This window comes from Campylobacterota bacterium, from assembly GCA_020633995.1.
Classification (GTDB): Bacteria; Babelota; Babeliae; order Babelales; family RVW-14; genus JACKCO01.
The window spans coordinates 47459-65641 of record JACKCO010000003.1 but is presented as its reverse complement, the minus strand read 5'-3'; the positions used below and the strand labels follow the sequence as shown (position 1 = coordinate 65641).

Genomic DNA, 18183 nt, shown 5'->3' with positions numbered 1-18183 from the left:
GCCTTCCCCCTGTTTTAGAGATTTTAAAAACCTTTTTATAGGCATACTAATAGCTATTTTACTATGTATAGTACCAATTTAGCATAGATAGATATGGTTAAGTCAATAATTTCAAATAGATATTTTACACATAAGGGTGGTTTTTAGGCTTTTTTGTTGATGTGGGCAAGAGTTTGAATCGGAAGGGGCAGAGGCGATTAGAAACCTCTGCCCATGGTTGTTTATCTAAGGTATCGACTAATATGTTCAATAAACACTCGACGCTCGGGTCTTGAATTAACTTGCTCTTTGCCGTAAAGTTCGCGAACGGTGTAGCCGCTAGCGTTTCTTATGTCTGTGCGAGCATCTTTGCTCATAAGAAAATCAAATGCATTCCGATCACCTTTTTCAAAGGCCATGTGAAGTGGGGTATAACCTCGATCATCAGAGACGTTGACGTCAATTCGTTTTGCACGAAGCGCTTGGTACAAGCTTCCAATAGCCTCTATTTCGTGACGATCTTTTTCTGGGTAGTGCCTATCTTTAAATGTTAGGAGTTTGTGCAAAAAGGTGGCGTTGTAGGAATCTGTTTGATTTAAGTTTGCAGTATCATTTTTAATGAGTTCTTCAAGAACGATTAAAGGTAGGCCAGCTTGTACACAGAGTGAGAGAATTGGACTACCTTGATATGTTACGTCTAGGCTAGCGCCTCGGTTGAGGAGTTCTTTGATAATCTTGGTAGAAGGTGGTTGGTTGCGATATTTTTTCATAACGGCTACAACTATAGCATCAATAATTGGCGCCTGAAAGCGACTTGGAGATTTACTAATATCTGCACCAGCTGCAAGCGAAGCTTTAACGTCCCATAGGTCGTCATTGATAATGGCCGTATAAAGTGCTTCATCAACTTTTGCAATCTTTGGCATTGCGCGTTCAAGCTCCTCAACGGTTTGATATACTTTGAGTGTTTGCATAAGGTTGGGTTCAACGTCAACGTAGTGGAGTTTGTTTTGCAATGAAGGCTGTGCTGGCGAAGGTTGCCAGTTGCCATTTAAGCGGATCATAAATTGACCATCACCGGAAGGGTCTACAGCGTCAACAAAGGTTTTATGCAGAGTCCAGCTACCATCGCCTTTTTGGCTGTAAATAATAGCGTGGGGATAATCAAACTTGATAAAAAAGTTTCTGACTTCGCTGTTGTTTGGGGCGAATAGATCGTGTTGATATGGATCATAGGTATCAGCTCTAAAGTCATCAAGGCGCGTTTTTATACGATCTTCTCGAACGTGCAGAATGCATGCTTCTTTGCTATTTGTCGGATAAATTTCTCGAGCATCTTTTTCTGTGCTTGCAAGCTTGAGACTAAATGGCCACGCTGTTTGAAACGAAATACCACCTTTTCCTGGCTGAGCAAAAGAACGAGTGGCTGCTGGTAGGTTTTCAGGTGTCGCTGCTTTTATCGGATTTTGCTTGAACGTAAGATCAGTATTGCTTGATACATTAAGTGTAACATACTGCACAGGAAAGCCTTGACTTTGACCGACGTTAGATCGATCCCATGGTAACTGGTACCGAAACATGTTAACACCATTTTTTATTGTATAACGAGTTCCGCCTCCGTCTACCGTGACTACATAGTTGCCTGTTTGGTTCTGAGCAGGGAATAAGCCATCTTTTCTGTGTTGTTGTGTGTCGCGGCTAAGTTGAGCTGATGGGTATTGATGGTCAGTTTGAATTATTCCATCATGGTTAAGTGTTACAGTAAGCGAGTCACCTTGGCCTTGTGGTTGCGTCGAGAAAATGAGTTGGATATTTGCTGGATTGTTTGTTCTTCGCTCTACGTCAAAAGAAATGCCTCCACGTCCTGGTGTCGTAAAATCTGGGGTTGCTTGTTGTACGACTTCTTGTTGTACGACTTGTTGATTTTGTGGGCGTTCGGTTATAAAGCCTCCAATGGTACTGCTAATTGGGCAAAACATAAATGGTCTATCATCGTAAAAATAGGCAGTATAATCAAATGTTTGTTGTGAGCGATCTTGGGCTTGCATGCGGAAAGTAATTTTGACCAACTTTTGTGTTTGATCGCTGTCTCCAACAATTTGCTTAAAACTTTGTGGAGCAAAAAGAAAGCCGTTTTGTTGTAAGTTGCTTCTTATTTGAGCTGTTACGTCAGTGTTATTTTGTGGTGTGCCATGCCATGCGTTTATGATTTGCATAGCGGCGGGTGCTGTTATAGCGGTTTGTAGTCCTGCCGGTAAATATCGTATTGTTGCAGGATCAACATCAGCGACGAATGGACCTTGTGCTTGTTGAGCTTCAAGCCTTACGAGGTGAGAAGTAATATCCGCAGGTAATTTCAGGTGAAGGTCTATCCCATTTGTCGTGCGCAGGTGACAGGATATTAGCGTGTTACTAAAGCGTGAGACTGGTGAGCCTTGAAGATTGACGGGAAATTCTAAAAAGCCTCGATGGGAAAGTATATCTCGGATGCTGTACAGGATAGAGTGACCAGGGTTTGGTGGTGGAGCTACGTCGCTGTGGCCTGCCATTTCTCCATATCGCGCGGGTTGGTTAAACCAAGGGTGGTCACTAAAATCATATTCGATGCCTTGATGGTAGTTGTAATCATCGCGATGGTATGCTGCTTCTATGCTAAAGTTGCCCGAGAAAAATGTTTTTGGTGTACCGCTTGCAGGTAACGTTGTGTGGTCTGAGAATGGGTAGAATATGAAGGGTTTATCGTCATGCGCATATATTCTAACATCAAGATTTTGTGTTGGATCTGTGTGACTTGCCATGCGTAGATCAACGACAAGAATTTTTCGATCTTCAGGATCTGAAAGTGTCGCTTTTATAGATTGGGGCATAAAAATAAAGCCGTGTTGTTGTACATTGTTGATTATTTGGTCTGTGACATTGTTACCTGCATGATAGGCTCCTAGAATTTGTATTGGAGCTGGCGCGTACATTGCAGGAAAGCCAGAGGGCAATGTTTTGGTTGTAGGATCAGCTGTCGGAGTAAATGGCCGAGAGGTAGTTTGACCTTCTAAACGGACAAGGTTAGTAGTAAAGCCGTTTGGTAGCCTAAAATTTAAAATTATATCATTTGCTTGTAGGGCATAGGCGAGTATTTCATTGGGATTCGATGTTGGCCCAAAGCCAAAATACTGACTGAGATTTGGGTTAGTAATACCAAGTATTGAGGTTTCTCGATTGATCAGTTTTTGCCCAGGTATAGGTTTGGCTTGTCCCTGTTCGACGCCAAACCACCCAGCTAAAAATCTCAAATTACCAGAGACGTCATCTGGGAGTGGCGCAGAGCCGATACCCGGCAGCGTTGATCCAACTTCTTCTTGTCGTAGTTCTTCTCCCACGGGGTGCTCGCTTACAACGGCGGTTTGTGAGTCTTCTTCTGCAGAGGCTACGGGAGCTTGCGTTTGTGCAGGTTGCAGAGAAAATGATAAATCACCAAGTGGGTAGAACATGAAAGGTTCATTGTCCACAAGGTGTACGTAAACATCAATGATTTCTGAGCGATTGTTTGCATGGGGCATACGCAAGTGTATGCCAAACAGTTGTCCGTCAGTTCCTGTGTCTTGCGTTATTTGTTTTGGATTAGGCATGTATAAAAAGCCATATTGTTTTACATTTTGTCTAACACGTTCGGTAAGAGCCGGGCCATGTCCACTTGGTCCATAGTAAAAGGTGTTTACCACCTCTATTTGTTCTGGGGCATACATAGTTGGGAAGTCTGCGGGCAAATTTTTTGCTCGCAGCTCGTCCTGAGTTAATTCGGGGGTAAGAGGGTCTGGTGAAGGCATTGCCTGGAGTCGAACTAAGTGCGATGTGACCCCATCAGGGTGTCTAAAGTTAAATACAATATTACGAGGTGTGCGTAGTTGGTATGCAGTTATTTTATGCTGATCTACTGCTGGATCTCGGAAATCGGGGGATCTAACCTGTCCTATCTCAGCTAAATAGGCTTGTCGATTTCTAAGTTGCCCAAGCATGTCACTGCTTAATTTGAGGTAACCATCTTGGCTTAATTTTTCTCGCATAGCCGGTGCAACATCAACGTTGCGGCCATTTTCAAGGCCATACCATGCACCGGTGATAGTTAATGCTTTTACTGATGGTGCCAGAGCCACGGTAAGTATAAGAAATAAACTGAAAATACGTCTGATAGGCTTAGTATATGCTGTAATAAACTGCATTTGCTTCTCCTTTTTCATAAGATTTACGCATAAATTTTATATCAAAATATGAATTTTAATAACTATACATATATAATAACATGCATTGACAAATGTAAGTCAATATTTCAATATGGAAATAATATGGAAAAATAAAGGGTTTTTTAAAAATTGGGGAATTGAGACACTGCGATGCAGTATGCTGGTTATGACAAATTATAAAGGGCGGGATGGATCAATCCATCCCGCCCTTTATGTACTCTGGCGTTTAAGGTGGCGATTTAGTTTTGTGGTGGCATGTATTCTGCAATTGCTTGAGCAAAGTCCCTCCAGGCCTTGTTAGAAGAGTTCTTAATCATATCATAGTAGTCTTTAACTGATTTTGCCTGTTCCCCGTCGCCTTTGACAGTAACGTCTGCATCTGCTTGACGAAGGCGGGCAAAATCTTGCACATTTCGATTGAAGAGTGCTGCGTGTAGTGCAGTGACTCCTTGGTTGTTGATCAGATCTGGATTTGCATCGTTTTCAAAAAACCAATCAAGAATGTCATCTTTTTGTTCACGTGAGTATACGCGTAAGCCGTCACTGATCAAGTGTATGAGCGCGGTATTGGGAAAGGCACTTGGCTGTGCATCGATGTCAGCACCACTTGCAAGGAGAAGGTGTAGTACATCAGTACTTGCTCCAAGTTTGACGCCGTTTATTACGATGTCATCGGGCAGTGTTGGGTCATTATTTAAAATTTCTGCAACGATATCTTTTGCTTGAGTGTCAGATCTGCCAAGGCGATGTAGGTTGCCTGCAACGCGAAGTGATTCTTGCAATGCTGAAAGGCCAGTATGCGTTTGAGTGTTAATGTCAGCTTCATCAGCAATTGCCTGTCTGACGAGTCTAATGTTGCTTGCCAATATTCCATTTAATAGGCGGCGCTCTGGAGATTGCGTCTCTGCTGGACGACCAAAAGTTTTAGCAATATCTAATTTAAATTCGCTGTTTGGTAAAGCTTGGAAAAGATCACGCATGCTGCGGCCGTCAAAGCCAACAGGATCGTCAATACGGGCTCCTGCGTCAACCAGGGCGTTGCATGCTGTTGCGTTTTCAACGTCGAAAGCAAGTTTAAGTGGTGTTTGGTTATACCTATTATAAATGTTTGGTTGTGCATTATTGGCGAGTAAGGTGTTGAGTATATCGTTGACGCGGCCAACGTATTCATCACCATCTTCATAAATGTCTATGTAACTTACGCTTCTATTATTTCCACGTCCATAGCTGGTTTCAACTTCCTCAAGTGAAAGGAGCGTATGGAGTGCAGTGTTGTTTATTCCAATGTTATGTATGTAGTCAATGTTTGCACCATGGTTGATGATAGAGCTGATGATGTTTGTGGGCATACCTTTTTTGATACATAACATTAAAATAGAATCATCATGGGGAGCTTGAGTTAAGTTAACATCTGCGCCACGATTTATGAGTTCTAGAATGATATCAAACATTATGTGAGTTGTTCTTTTTGGAGGAATTTGAAAAGCACGAGTCCCCTCTATAGCATACATGAGTGCTGTTCCTGACGAGTATCTTGCATCAACCATAGCGCCGTCATCTAGCGCTTTTTTGACGCCAGCAAGATCATGGCGGTAAATGGCATTAAACAAATTTGTGTTCAGCTGAACTTGAGGTGAGAGTGGTGGAGTAATGTACTTGGCAATTGCTTCTAGTAAAGTGTTTCTTTCTGGTACGTTATTGTCTGTATTTTGACGAGCGCCATCATACAGCTCACGTACAGACTGTCCTTCAGGTGCTTTAACATCAATGCTTGGGCGAAAATACTCAAAGAGTATGTTGCATTGTTTGTCGCGGTTATTTTCAAAAGCTACGTGTAGTGGTGTTTTACCGCTGGCATCAAGTATGTCGGGATTAGTTGGGGATTGGCCATTATCACGTAGCATTTTGTACACAGCAACGTGTTGTTTGCTGTCTGGGTAGAGTTGATAACCGCGCTCAACTAAAAGATGGAGAAATGTTTTCTTAGGTTCGTTTGGTTGCTGATAGTTCTGATCGGCACCTTGGCTGAGTAGGATAAATATTTTTCCTGGCGTTGCGCCAATGGCTTCCATGAGAACAGATTCTTTTGTTGTTGGATTGATGGAGTTAACATCAGCACCTTGATTAATAAGATTAGCGATGTCCTGCATGGTTGAGTTTGGATCTCTTAGTGTTTTAACAAATCTTTGTCTGAGTTCTGTTTGGAGCGTGACTGACATGTCGCCCAGAGGATAAAAAAGAAATGGTTGGTTGTTGTTGGCTCGTAGATGTACATCAAAAGTTTCTGATGAGTTACTTTGATTTTTCATACGCAGATGGATAGCAAGTTCTTTGGGTGTTGTGTCAGTGTCATTAAACATTTCTTTAATGTCTGGCATATACAAAAACCCATAGCGCGCTAAATTTGCAACAACTTCTTTTACCGCGCCAGTGTTATTTTGCTCAGTTCCATACCATGCCCACATAATTTGCATTGGTGCTGGAGCAAACATTGGTGGAAATCCAGCAGGAAGACCCTTTTGTGCAATGTTGCTGGCTGATACATTAGGTTTTAAGTCTTCTGGAGTTGTGTTAATGGAGATGGTTTTTAGATGAGAGCTAATACCTTCAGGGTTTCTAAAGTGTAGAGATTTATCACCAACCTGTAGATTGTAGGCAAGAATTTTTTGTTTTCCTGGTGCTGGGTCAGAGAGTGGTTCCAAGGCTACAGATTGTAGTCCTTTAGTAAGGTCACTAGGGATACTAAGTTGATGGTTCAAAACTAGTAATTGTTGTAACATTGATCCAATATCAACATTGTTTTGTTCGCCTTCCAGGCCGTACCATGCTCCGGCAATGTTAAATCCAAGTGATGGGAGCTGTGTAAATGTTTGAGGAGTAAGTCTTTCCTGAGCAGTGGCGGCTTTTAGCAACTTTTCAAGCATGGCTGGTGATGGTTCCATTTGACCAAGTGGTAGCCCGGGTTGTATTGCTAATGGTTGAGGTTGTATGGCAGGTGCAAATATTGCTGATCTTACAACTTCAACATCAAATTCTGCTAGTCCTGCAAAAGACACATCACTAGACAAAAAATTCTTGAGATCTTGTTTCCGGACGGTTGCAACAACAAGCTCGAGTTTGCGGGTATTGTCGCTATCTTGTCCGTCATAGCCAAATGTAACACCGGGAATATATAGGTAACGATCCCCACCGTGTTTGAGTTTGATCTTCTGACCTTCATATTCTATGGTCCAGTTGTCATTGCCATCGCCTTCCCCGTTGTTTCCAAACAGCGTTACCTCTTGAGGTTTATGGCTGGCGTTGATAAAGGCGGAGGTTAAATAATTTGAAAACTCATCATGGTAAAAATCATTATTGAAAGAAAAACCACCTTCTTGATTATATTTAAGACCTGCTGCTGGTAGCCAGTGAGAGTGAAGATTTTTTTTGTATTTGACGTTCTCGAGTCTAATAACGTCACCATGCTGTACAATCTCACCATCATTTTTTGTTTGACCATGGGCTGCTTTAATTTTCCATTCGTCAGCGCCTTGCTCAGTTTGGTCTGAAGAGAGCGAGCCCCCAACGCTCATTTGGTATGAGGTACGTAAATTGTTGTCAGGATTGTTTATTCCCGGCGAATTGTAGTTGTGATAATAGGCCTTTCCAAAACTGCGTAGTGTTGTATCAACCAATGCAGAGTTTTTTATTTTTATGGTACTTCCATATGTGAGCAGCATTGGCATTGGTCGTGTGGTGAGTAATTGACTTGCCGCTGGCCCGAACCGCTGAAGTCCGAGCTGCTGATTTGCTTGCAGTGTGCAGATAAACGTTGAAAATAAGTATAAAATTATTATGGTCAACAAATTATTTTTATACGTAATAGCGTGATGGTTCATAGATTGATTCCTCTATTAAAATACTTGAAGGATAAGTTGTATATTATATACCGAGTTGGGTGCCACCTCTTAGTGGAATGCCGCCTCTGACTGTTGATCCTCTACCTCTTGTAATTTCAGTAAGTTCTATGTTGGTAAAGTTTGTCCTTGCCCCGTAGCCGGCAAGTGCAGCCCAGTTTACATCGAATGGGTTGTCAGTATCGGTACCGCTCATAAATTCTCCACGGCCAGCGTCACCCTTGCCAACACGAATGTCTATGCTGCCGGAGCTTTTTGCAATTCGTATCCAGTATTTTGCATTTCCAGAAGACACTTCTGCTGGAGTCATGTGGCCTACTTGTCGGGGGCCAAATAACATAGCGACGGGATTACTTGGTGCATTAACGTCATATTTTATAATGCTTGCAGCATCGGTAGGCCCTGCACCAGGGAGTTGTACTTGATATATTTGATCATCAGTTTGGTCTGGAGAAAGATTAACTCGAACGCTTGGTTGATCTGTTTCAAAAGAGAGCGTTACAACATTGCCTGTTAGTTCCCATTGATAAGGTGCAAAGCCTGGGCGTTCGCCTGGAGCAGGCAGTTGATAGGTATAGCTGCTGAGTGGGCCAGTTTGTGAAAAATTAATTGCGCGAGGGCTTATGTATTCAGAAATATTACTAAAGGTTATCGGCGTTGTGCTAAGTGGAGGTAGTCCAAATGAGATGTACCTGACGTTTGTGTACGGATTGTCATCATCAGTTGTATGTGCAATTACCTCGCTTGGATCGCCGGGATTATTGCCTTGTCCGACGACGAGCTCGACTGAGTTTCTTTTTACAATTGCTCCAGCCCAATAGTTTTGCGGGCCAGTCAGTTGGGTGTTGCCTCCATCTACAATGGCAAGAAATGTTGGTATTTGCCCCGGTGCACGTGTCTTGGTAATGTATATTTTGTTTACGCCTTGCTCAAAGCTGTTTATGTCTATTTGATATCTGGTGAGGGTTGCCTGCTGTTGATCGCAAAAACTGACGAAGCATCGTGGACTACTTGACGTAAATGTTATAAAACTTCTAGCTCGAGTTGAAAGTTGCCAGCGGTACGGAGCTTCGGTTGTTTTGTAAACGTGTCCGATTGGATATACTGTGACTGTATTTTGATTTTGATAGTTTGTTCGTTCTACCCAACCAGGATGAAAACTTGTTCCAGCTTCTGCGACCATATCGATGCCATTATAACGTGCAACAAATACATCGTTACCATTAATAGTGTCGCGCGCTAAAGAATCAGGCTCAAACTGTTCACCCAGTCCCCCCCATGCTGAACCCTCAGGTTTTTGACTGGCTATATCAAAGCGTGCAAAAATTTTACCATCAGCTTTTTGCCCCCAGACAGTTTGTCCATCATTAACAACAAATAGGCTTTTGAGTCCTGTGCCCATTCTTGCCAAATTATTGGTAACATCAATTTCGTTGCCAGCGGTAGTACGATATATAATGTTTCGTTCTCCGTCTGATCCTAGTGTGTCGCCAAGTCTCCAACCACTACCGTCAGCTCCAGTCCAAACGAAGTTTGTAGCTGTTGTTTGTGTGGACGGTGTAGGAGTTGTTACAGGTTCGACGGCAATATTTGTGTAGTGGTAAATATCATTCGTTAGTGGTGTGGGTCCTTCAAAGAAGAAGTGTCTAATATTGAGTGGATTATTATCGGTACTACGGCCGATTACTTCATTGATGTCTCCAGGATTTTCACCTTGACCAAAAACAATTTCAAGCGAATTGTTTTGTCGCAAAATTTGAATCCAAAATTTATATTCGTTTTGTCCTGATGGGGTGTGGAGTCTGACGTCTGCAGTAAAGTCATTGTCTATGTAACCACTGTCTAGTTTTCTTATGTTTCCAGCGTCTTGGCCATATCCAAGTGAGCTGATCAGATATTGTTTATTTAGTTGAAATTTTTCTTCCACAAAATGAAGCAAGCATCGAGGTGTATTTGAGGTAAACGTTATTTGGTGACTACCTGTTGCAGGTATTTGCCAAGCATCACGGTAGGGTCCTGCATCACTACTTATTTGCCAGTATTTTATTGGATAAAGTTTTATTTCGTTTGAACTCTTATATGTTTGTATGTCGACCCAGTCTGCTTGTGTTGATCGTCCTGTTTCGGCAACGATGACGGGAGGGTTTGCAATTTGTGTAAGTACTAGAGGTGAGCGCCAATCCGCACGTGATGCTCTAACATAATTTGCACTAAATAGTTGATCACCGTTGACCGTTCTGACTTGCAAGGAGCCTGGTTCAAAGGTGCCAAGCATGATCCAACCGGTACCCTGTGGATTAGATTGAGTGATACCATGTCGAGCAAAAATCTGTCCTTTATTATTTTGACCCCAGACTTTTTTTGCGTACGTGTCAGTATCGGTAATAACAAATAAATTTACCAGCCCAGGGTTGTTTCGTGAGTCAGTCAGATCAACGTCATTACCTGCATCTGTTGTATAAATAATTCTTTTATTGCCACCTCCATAATCGCTTATGTCAAGGCTTGTTCCATCAAGTTTGTCATAGCGCGTGTTGTGAACGTCAGTGACTGTTGGCGCATCATCGTCACTTAAGCTCCAGCCACTGCCGTTGGTTGCCGTCCATGCAAAGTTAGCAGCTGCTTGTGGCCCACCTCCTCCAGGGACGCCCCTCGAGCCGCGGCTTGCAGGGAAATGTTGCGCGATTGAGTCTAAGAAATCTGTTCTACGTCCGGCTTGTCGGTCAGCGTTGTACAGATCAGCAACGGACTGTCCGCCAGATGCTTTGAGATTAATGTCGGCACCAGCTGCGATAAGTCTGTCAAAAATTATTTGGCGTCTGTTAGGATACAAATCCATATTCATCTTGAACACTAAGTGCAGAGGTGTTTCGCCCCGGCCATTAAGAACGTTAACTTGCGCACCACGAGCAACAAGGAGATCAAAGACAGCTAATTCATCTGTCTCTCTATCGCCATAGTATTCGCTGCCTTCAAACATCATGTGCATGATATTCATGCCTGCTTGGCTTCTTGCACTAGCTGGGAGTTGATAATCAATGTTAGCTTGTTCGTCAAGGAGTATTTGAAATGTGCTAGCGGGTGCGCCTAGAGCACGCATGAGTGGTGAGTAGTTGCTACCAGCTTCGAGTTCATTAGGACGGCCTCCACGATCAAGAACTTCTCGAAGTACTTGGTTATCGCTAGCGTCATTGTTAATGACTTTAAGAACAATACCTCTGATTGCATTGATAACAACACCTGAACCATCACCATCGGTTGCCTGTATAGTTGCGCCATCAGAAAATGCTTGTCTGACATCTGTAAGATTATTTTGTTGTAATGCCCCGATTAGATCACGATCAAGTTCTGCTTGGGCTCTTGGTGGTGCTGGGAAATATTGAGCAACAGCTTTAATAAATGCTTGCACAACAGGGTCAGTGCTTTGACGGTCTTGGTTGTAAAGATCAAGTACGGATGGTAGACCTCTGCCGTGACCAAGTGCGTAGTTTATGTCGGCACCTTTTTCTATTAGTTTTCTGACGTTTATTACGCTTCTGTCTGTGAAGGCTTGATGAAGCGCTGTTCTTCCGAACATGCCAGAAAGGTTGAAGTCGGCTGCTGGACTAACGCTTGAAGCAAAAATGAGATCATAAATTTGTTCGATTTGGGCGGAGGTATAAAGGGTTTCATTTTTTCGAACGAAATTGATTAAGAATGAACCTTGAAAGAATGTGTTGATTATTGTGGTCCGATTAAGCAATAGGGCGAGTGTGCTTGGAGCGGCACCAATAGGGCCTTCTCGGACGATTCCGTAACTGTCGTCGACTTTCATTAAGTATGGTTCTGAATAACCAGAGCCACGCTCCATTGCATCAACGTCTGCACCCCGCGTTATCAGTTCACTGATGATTGCATCCATGCCCGTGTGGTCTTGGTTGTTTTGGAATTTGTTGCGTGCAATGCTGACGGCATAGTAAAGAGCAGGCATATCATTACGTTTTGCCTCAATATTTGCGCCATCATTAAGTGCTTGTCTGACATCATTAATATTTGCAGCATTGATGGCATCAAGCAGTGCCTGATCAAGTTCAGCTTGTGTTTTTTGGCCAGTCTGAGGTGCTTGTGCCTGGAAGTGTGATGCAATAATATCAAGAAATGCTGTTGATATGTTGTTGGTGCGGTAGTCTTGATACATGTCACGTTCTACTTGTCCAATTTGCCCTCCATTAGCAAGAAGTTCGTCAAAAATGAGAGGTGATCTTTTTTCTATAGCTATTGAAAGAGGCGTCTCTGGTGGTGTATTTTGGTTTTGGGTGTTGATTGCAACATTATTACTAAAAAGAAGTCTGTAAATTTTGCCAAGCTCGGTTTGGTAAAATGCTTTAAGATTAGCGTCACTTGTGGGGTTGCTAAGCAGTGATGGATCCGAGAATGAATATTGAACGGCGCCACGTTTAACGAGCTCGTGCAGAAAGGTGTTGCCAGGTCGTTGGGGTTGTTGATAACTAACATCGGCACCAGCATCTACAAGTTTTTTAAGCGTACTTTCAGGTGCACCAAATGCCAGCAGAAAAATAGATTTTTGTGATGTTGGGTGAACTGCATTGACGTTAGCACGATTGTCTATAAGGAGCTGAATTATTTGATTGAGAGTAGTAACAGATCTGCCTTGTTCATTGCGAGCTACCGCCTGTGCAACGGCGTTGGCAAGGGCAGTTCCAACATTGTTAGTTGTTTCGGTTTCTGGAGCGGGGGTTCCTGCAAATAGGTCTGTCACTGTGTTTAAGTCATTGCGTGTGATAGCATCAAGAAGCTCTTTGTTAACCTCGGCTTGAGTTCTTTGTGGAGCGGGGAAGTGTTGGGCGATAGAATCTAAGAAAGCGGTCTCTCTTCCCTGGACGCGATAATCACGGTACAAGTCAAGGACCGACATGTTTTGCGCATTTGTGGCGTTGACATCGGCTCCATGACTCATAAGTTGTAAAAAGTGAACGGTTTTTCCGTTGAAAAAAGCCGTGTGCAGAAGTGTTGTTCTTCCAAAACGACCAGTTATTTCAAGACTAGGAGCGGGATTAACAATACTTGAGTCGAAAAGTATGTTATAAATTTCCTGAATTTGTGCAGGCGTGTAGAGATCTTCACCTTTTTGTATAAAATTTGTCATGAAGCTATTTCTTTGATTTGTAGAGTCAGTTACATTAATATCGCTGACGGCGTCAACCAGGAGCTCAACAGTGCTTGGTGCAGCACCAAGCACACCACCAGGAAGCCCAACAGTTATAGTTGAGTCTGTTGTTTTGACAATAAATGGCTCTCTTATACCTGAGGAGGCATTATCAACAGCATCGGGATCAGCTCCTTGACTGAGTAATTCTCGAATAATGTTTTCCACATCATTGTATGGTTGATTATTTTGGAACTTATCGCGAGCGATGTTTACTGCGTAGTAAAGTGCAGGGGTGCCATTACGCTTTGCCTCAATATCGACACCTCTATCAAGCGCTTGTCTAACTGCTGCAAGATCTCCTGCATCAATAGCGTTGAAAAGTTCATCTGGGCCTGCTGGTACTACCGGAGAGAAGTCTAATGGGCTTGTTGTTGTAACTTGCCTGATATTTGTAAATCGTGTTGGCTGAGAATTTACTTCACCAGTAAGGGCAAAATAGCGAGCATTGGTGTGAGGATTATTATCGTCAGTAACGCGTGCAATGATTTCATTACTATCGCCTGGGTTATTACCTTGGCCAATGATAAGTTGAAGCGTATTATTTGAAACGATCGGTGCTATCCAGAGATTGTGGGGGCCTGATGAGTTCGGATTGCTGTCGGTCATCATAAGTTGCTCAGGTGAACCTCGTCCAGCGGTATACTTCATTATGATGTTTACATATCTATTTAGATAGTAGGTATTCAGGAAAATTTCATAACGATTTTCCGTATTATATGCGTCTGTAGCAAGATTAACTCTGCATGCCATTTGGTCAGAGGTAAAGGCGATAACGCTTCGATCATTGGTGGTCAGCTGCCAGCGATAAGGACCTGTTTTGCTCTCTGTGATGTATGTTACCGGTGGATATGTAAAGCTAGAGGTATTTTTGTAATTACTTTCTTCAGTCCACCCCGGCTGCATATTTTTTCCTGCTTCAGCTACGATGTTGGTGTTATTGTGTGTGGCTCCAAATACTTCATCACCACCTACCGTTTTAATGACAAGTGAGTTAGCATCAATGTTGCGACCAACCTCGTGCCAACGAGTGCCTTGTGGACTACTTGAGGTGATGCCAAGCCGAGCATAAATTCTGCTATCAGTGCCTTGTCCCCAAACTCTTCCATCGCTTGCTACTTCTATTCTTGCAAAACCAGGTGCAAGGCCTGTGGCGTCAACGTCATTGTACATTGCTCGCCCATTATCAACATGCCAGCCTGTTGGAGCGTCTTGCGGGGCAGGGAAGTGTGATGCAATCATATCTAAAAACGATGTTGCAATGCCATCCCGACGATATTCATCATACAGGTCACGTTCTACTTGGCCAACTTGGCCTCCATAGGCTAAAAGCTCTTCAAAAATAAGTGGTGAGCGTCTATCGATGGCTATTGATAGCGGAGTCTCAGGCGGAGTGTTTTGATTCTGGACATTGACATTAACGTTGTTATCAAAAAGAAGTTTATACACCTTACCAAGTTCAGTTTCATAAAATGCTTTAACGTTTGCTCTGTTTGGACGATCGGTGATGAGAGGAAAGTCGTAGAAGGAATATTGGACAACTCCACGTTTAACGAGCTCGTGCAGAAAGGTGTTGCCAGGTCGTTGGGGTTTTTGATAACTAACATCGGCACCAGCATCTACAAGTTTTTTAAGCGTGCTTTCAGGTGCACCAAATGCCAGCAGGAAAATAGATTTTTGTGATGTTGGGTGAACTGCATTGACGTTAGCACGATTGTCTATAAGGAGCTGAATTATTTGATTGAGAGTAGCAACAGATCTGCCTTGTTCATTGCGAGCTACCGCCTGTGTAACGGCGTTGGCAAGGGCAGTTCCAACATTGTTGGTTGTTTCGGTTTCTGGAGCGGGTGTTCCTGCAAATAGGTCTGTCACTGTGTTTAAGTCATTGCGTGTGATAGCATCAAGAAGCTCTTTGTTAACCTCGGCTTGAGTTCTTTGTGGAGCAGGGAAGTACTGTGCAACAGCTTTGATAAATGTCTGCACAGCAGGGTCAGTGCTTTGACGGTCTTGGTTGTAAAGATCAAGTACTGGTGGAATTCTTCCTTGGCCTACAGCGTAGTTAATGTCGGCACCTTTTTCTATTAGTTTTCTGACGTTAATTACGCTTCTGTTTCTAAAGGCCTGATGCAGTGCTGTTATGCCAGAGTTATCAGAAAGGTTGAGGCTGGCCGCTGGACTAACGCTTGAAGCAAAAATGAGATCATAAATTTGTTCGATTTGGGCGGAGGTATAAAGGGTTTCATTTTTTCGAACGAAATTGATTAAGAATGAACCTTGAAAGAATGTGTTGATTATTGTGGTCCGATTAAGCAATAGGGCGAGTGTGCTTGGAGCGGCACCAATAGGGCCTTCTCGGACGATTCCGTAACTGTCGTCGACTTTCATTAAGTATGGTTCTGAATAACCAGAGCCACGCTCCATTGCATCAACGTCTGCACCGCGCGTTATCAGTTCACTGATGATTGCATCCATGCCCGTGTGGTCTTGGTTGTTTTGGAATTTGCTGCGTGCAATGCTGACGGCGTAGTAAAGAGCAGGCATGTCATTACGTTTTGCCTCAATATTTGCGCCATCACTAAGTGCTTGTCTGACATCATTAATATTTACAGCATTGATGGCATCAAGCAGTGCCTGATCAAGTTCAGCTTGTGTTTTTTGGACAGCCTGAGGTGCTTGTGCCTGGAAGTGTGATGCAATAGCCTTTAAAAATCCTTGCTCTTGAGGTCGTCTTGGGCCTTGTGCAACAAGGTCTTGATACAACTCACGTACTGACAAGTTACGTCCAGCTTTTTGGTCAAGGTCGGCACCGCCAGTTACCAACGCGGAAAAAGTTTGAGCACTTCGGTTGTAAAAGGCGATGTGCAGTGGGGTGCTATTGGAGCGGTCAAAGACGTTGGGGTTTGCACCGTTATCGAGTAAAAGCTGAAGCACAGCATTATTATCATTTGGATAAATGTTGAGTTGTTCATGGTTTGCAATGATATGCAAGGCTGTTTCGCGGTAAAAACTTGGTTGTTGATAGTTGGGGTCAGCATCATTTTCTACGAGCAGCCTGATGGTTGCCAGAGGCAGCCCTTCAAGGAGCGCAAGCATGAGTGCAGACTCTTGCGTGTGAGGGACAACTGCTCTGACGTTTGCGTTTCGATTGACAAGTTCGGCGATGATGTCTGGTGACATATTTGGGGAAGTAATCGCATTAAGTAGTGCAGTGCCATCTGAGTCTGCTGTTTCAATGTTTGCACCAGCATTGAGGGCTTGTCTGAGGTCTGAAAGGTTGCCATCTTCAATTGCCTGCAGCAAATCCTGGCTAAGTTCTTCAGGGGTTCTTGGTGATGGAAAATGTTGAGCAATAGCTTTTAAAAAGCTCTGTGTGTTAGCGTCTGCAGGTGCCTGGGCAACGAGGTCTTGGTATAATTCGCGTACTGATAAGCCACGTTCGGCTTTGGCGTCAAGATTAGCCCCATTGTTCATTAAAAGCGAGAATGTTTGTATGTCTCGGTTGTAGAAAGCAATGTGTAGTGGGCTACTTTTTGATCGGTCAAAAACATTGGGGTTTGCATTATTATTGAGCAACAGTTGAATTATTTCTTGATTATTATTTGGGTAAATATTGAGTTGAGGGTAGTTTGCAGCAATGTGTAGGGCAGTTTCTTTGAAGAAGCGTGATTGTTGGTAGTTGACATCAGCACCGTTAGCGAGTAAAAGTCTGATTATATCAATAGAAATTCCCTCAAGTAGGCTGAGCATTAAAGCAGACTCTTCAGAGCGAGGGCGGCGCGCATTGGTATCGGCACCTCGGTTGATGATTTCAGTGATGATGTTGTCTGAACGGTTTGGTGAAAGAATAGCATTAAAAAGTGCAGAGCCAAAACGATCACTTGTTTGGACATCAGCGCCATCATCAAGTGCTTGTCGAACAAGATTAAGATCTCCTACATTGATAGCAGTTAGCAAGTCCTGACTTAATTCTTCTGGAGTTTTTTGTGGTCTGCCAGGTGCCTGACGTGTCATATCTTGGGCGATTGCCTTTAGAAATTGTTGTGTGCTAGGGGTTAGGGTTGTACTGCCTTGTTGTATGAGTGCATCGTATAATTCGCGTACTGATTGGCCCGTTTGAGCTTTAGCATTAACGTCGGCACCGTTACTGATCAATGTTGCAAAATCTCCAGCGTTTTCGTTTTCAAAGGCAATATGTAGTGGGGTCTTTCCTTGGTTATCAAAAATGTTGAGGTTGGGGTTTTGTGCAAGAATTGCGGTTAAAACTGCATCTTTATTATCACCGTAGTAGTTTTGACCGTATCTCATCACCAAGTGCATGACCGATGATCCGTTGATGGTATTTTGCATGTTAACATCAGCGCCTGCTTGTAAAATACGTTCAAGAGTACTGACAGGTAGTACTGCGGTAAAAGCATGTGCGAGCACACTAATGTTGGTACCGCTTTCTGCCGCGCTTGCGTTAGCCCCCGCATTAAGCAATTCTAAAACAATATCATCACCGCCCAAAAATGCTGCATTAACGAGTGCAGAGCCAATTCTGTTTGACGCGTTAACGTCAGCGCCAGCGCGTAGCGCCTGTTGGACCCCGCTCAGTCTCTGGCGAACAACAGCCGTCAAAAGATTTTCGTTAAGTTCTTCTTGGGCAAAAACTGTTGTGGGTAGGTAAAGAAAACCAAAAAGCAAAAGAAGGATGCTTGAGAACCTTGTTTTTTGTCCTGTGTGAAGCATACATTTCCCCTTATATAGATAAACACTTAATTTTGTTTCAGATTGTTTTCTGCACCTTAGCAAAAGATGCTGCCATATGGTCAAGTGTTTGACTGTTTATGTTGCTTGGGGAAGGTGTGTTAAAGAACTTATCTAGAAA

General features: G+C 43.2%; 3 protein-coding genes. All 3 read right to left on the bottom strand.

What is annotated here, in order from left to right; all coding sequences use genetic code 11:
• Positions 1 to 221: 221 nt before the first annotated feature.
• The 3 genes from H6679_00270 to H6679_00260 all read right to left on the bottom strand — a co-directional run bounded on the left by H6679_00270 (position 222) and on the right by H6679_00260 (position 18044).
• On the bottom strand, positions 222 to 4193 hold the full coding sequence (locus H6679_00270; protein ID MCB9492690.1) for a hypothetical protein: 3972 nt from the start codon (positions 4191 to 4193) through the stop codon (positions 222 to 224).
• A 260-nt stretch (positions 4194 to 4453) separates the two neighbouring features.
• The gene (locus tag H6679_00265) at positions 4454 to 8092 is read right to left on the bottom strand and encodes a hypothetical protein (GenBank protein MCB9492689.1); all 3639 of its coding nucleotides are present in this window, start codon (positions 8090 to 8092) and stop codon (positions 4454 to 4456) included.
• Between the two features lie 43 nt (positions 8093 to 8135).
• The gene (locus H6679_00260) at positions 8136 to 18044 is read right to left on the bottom strand and encodes an ankyrin repeat domain-containing protein (GenBank protein MCB9492688.1); all 9909 of its coding nucleotides are present in this window, start codon (positions 18042 to 18044) and stop codon (positions 8136 to 8138) included.
• Positions 18045 to 18183: the final 139 nt, after the last annotated feature.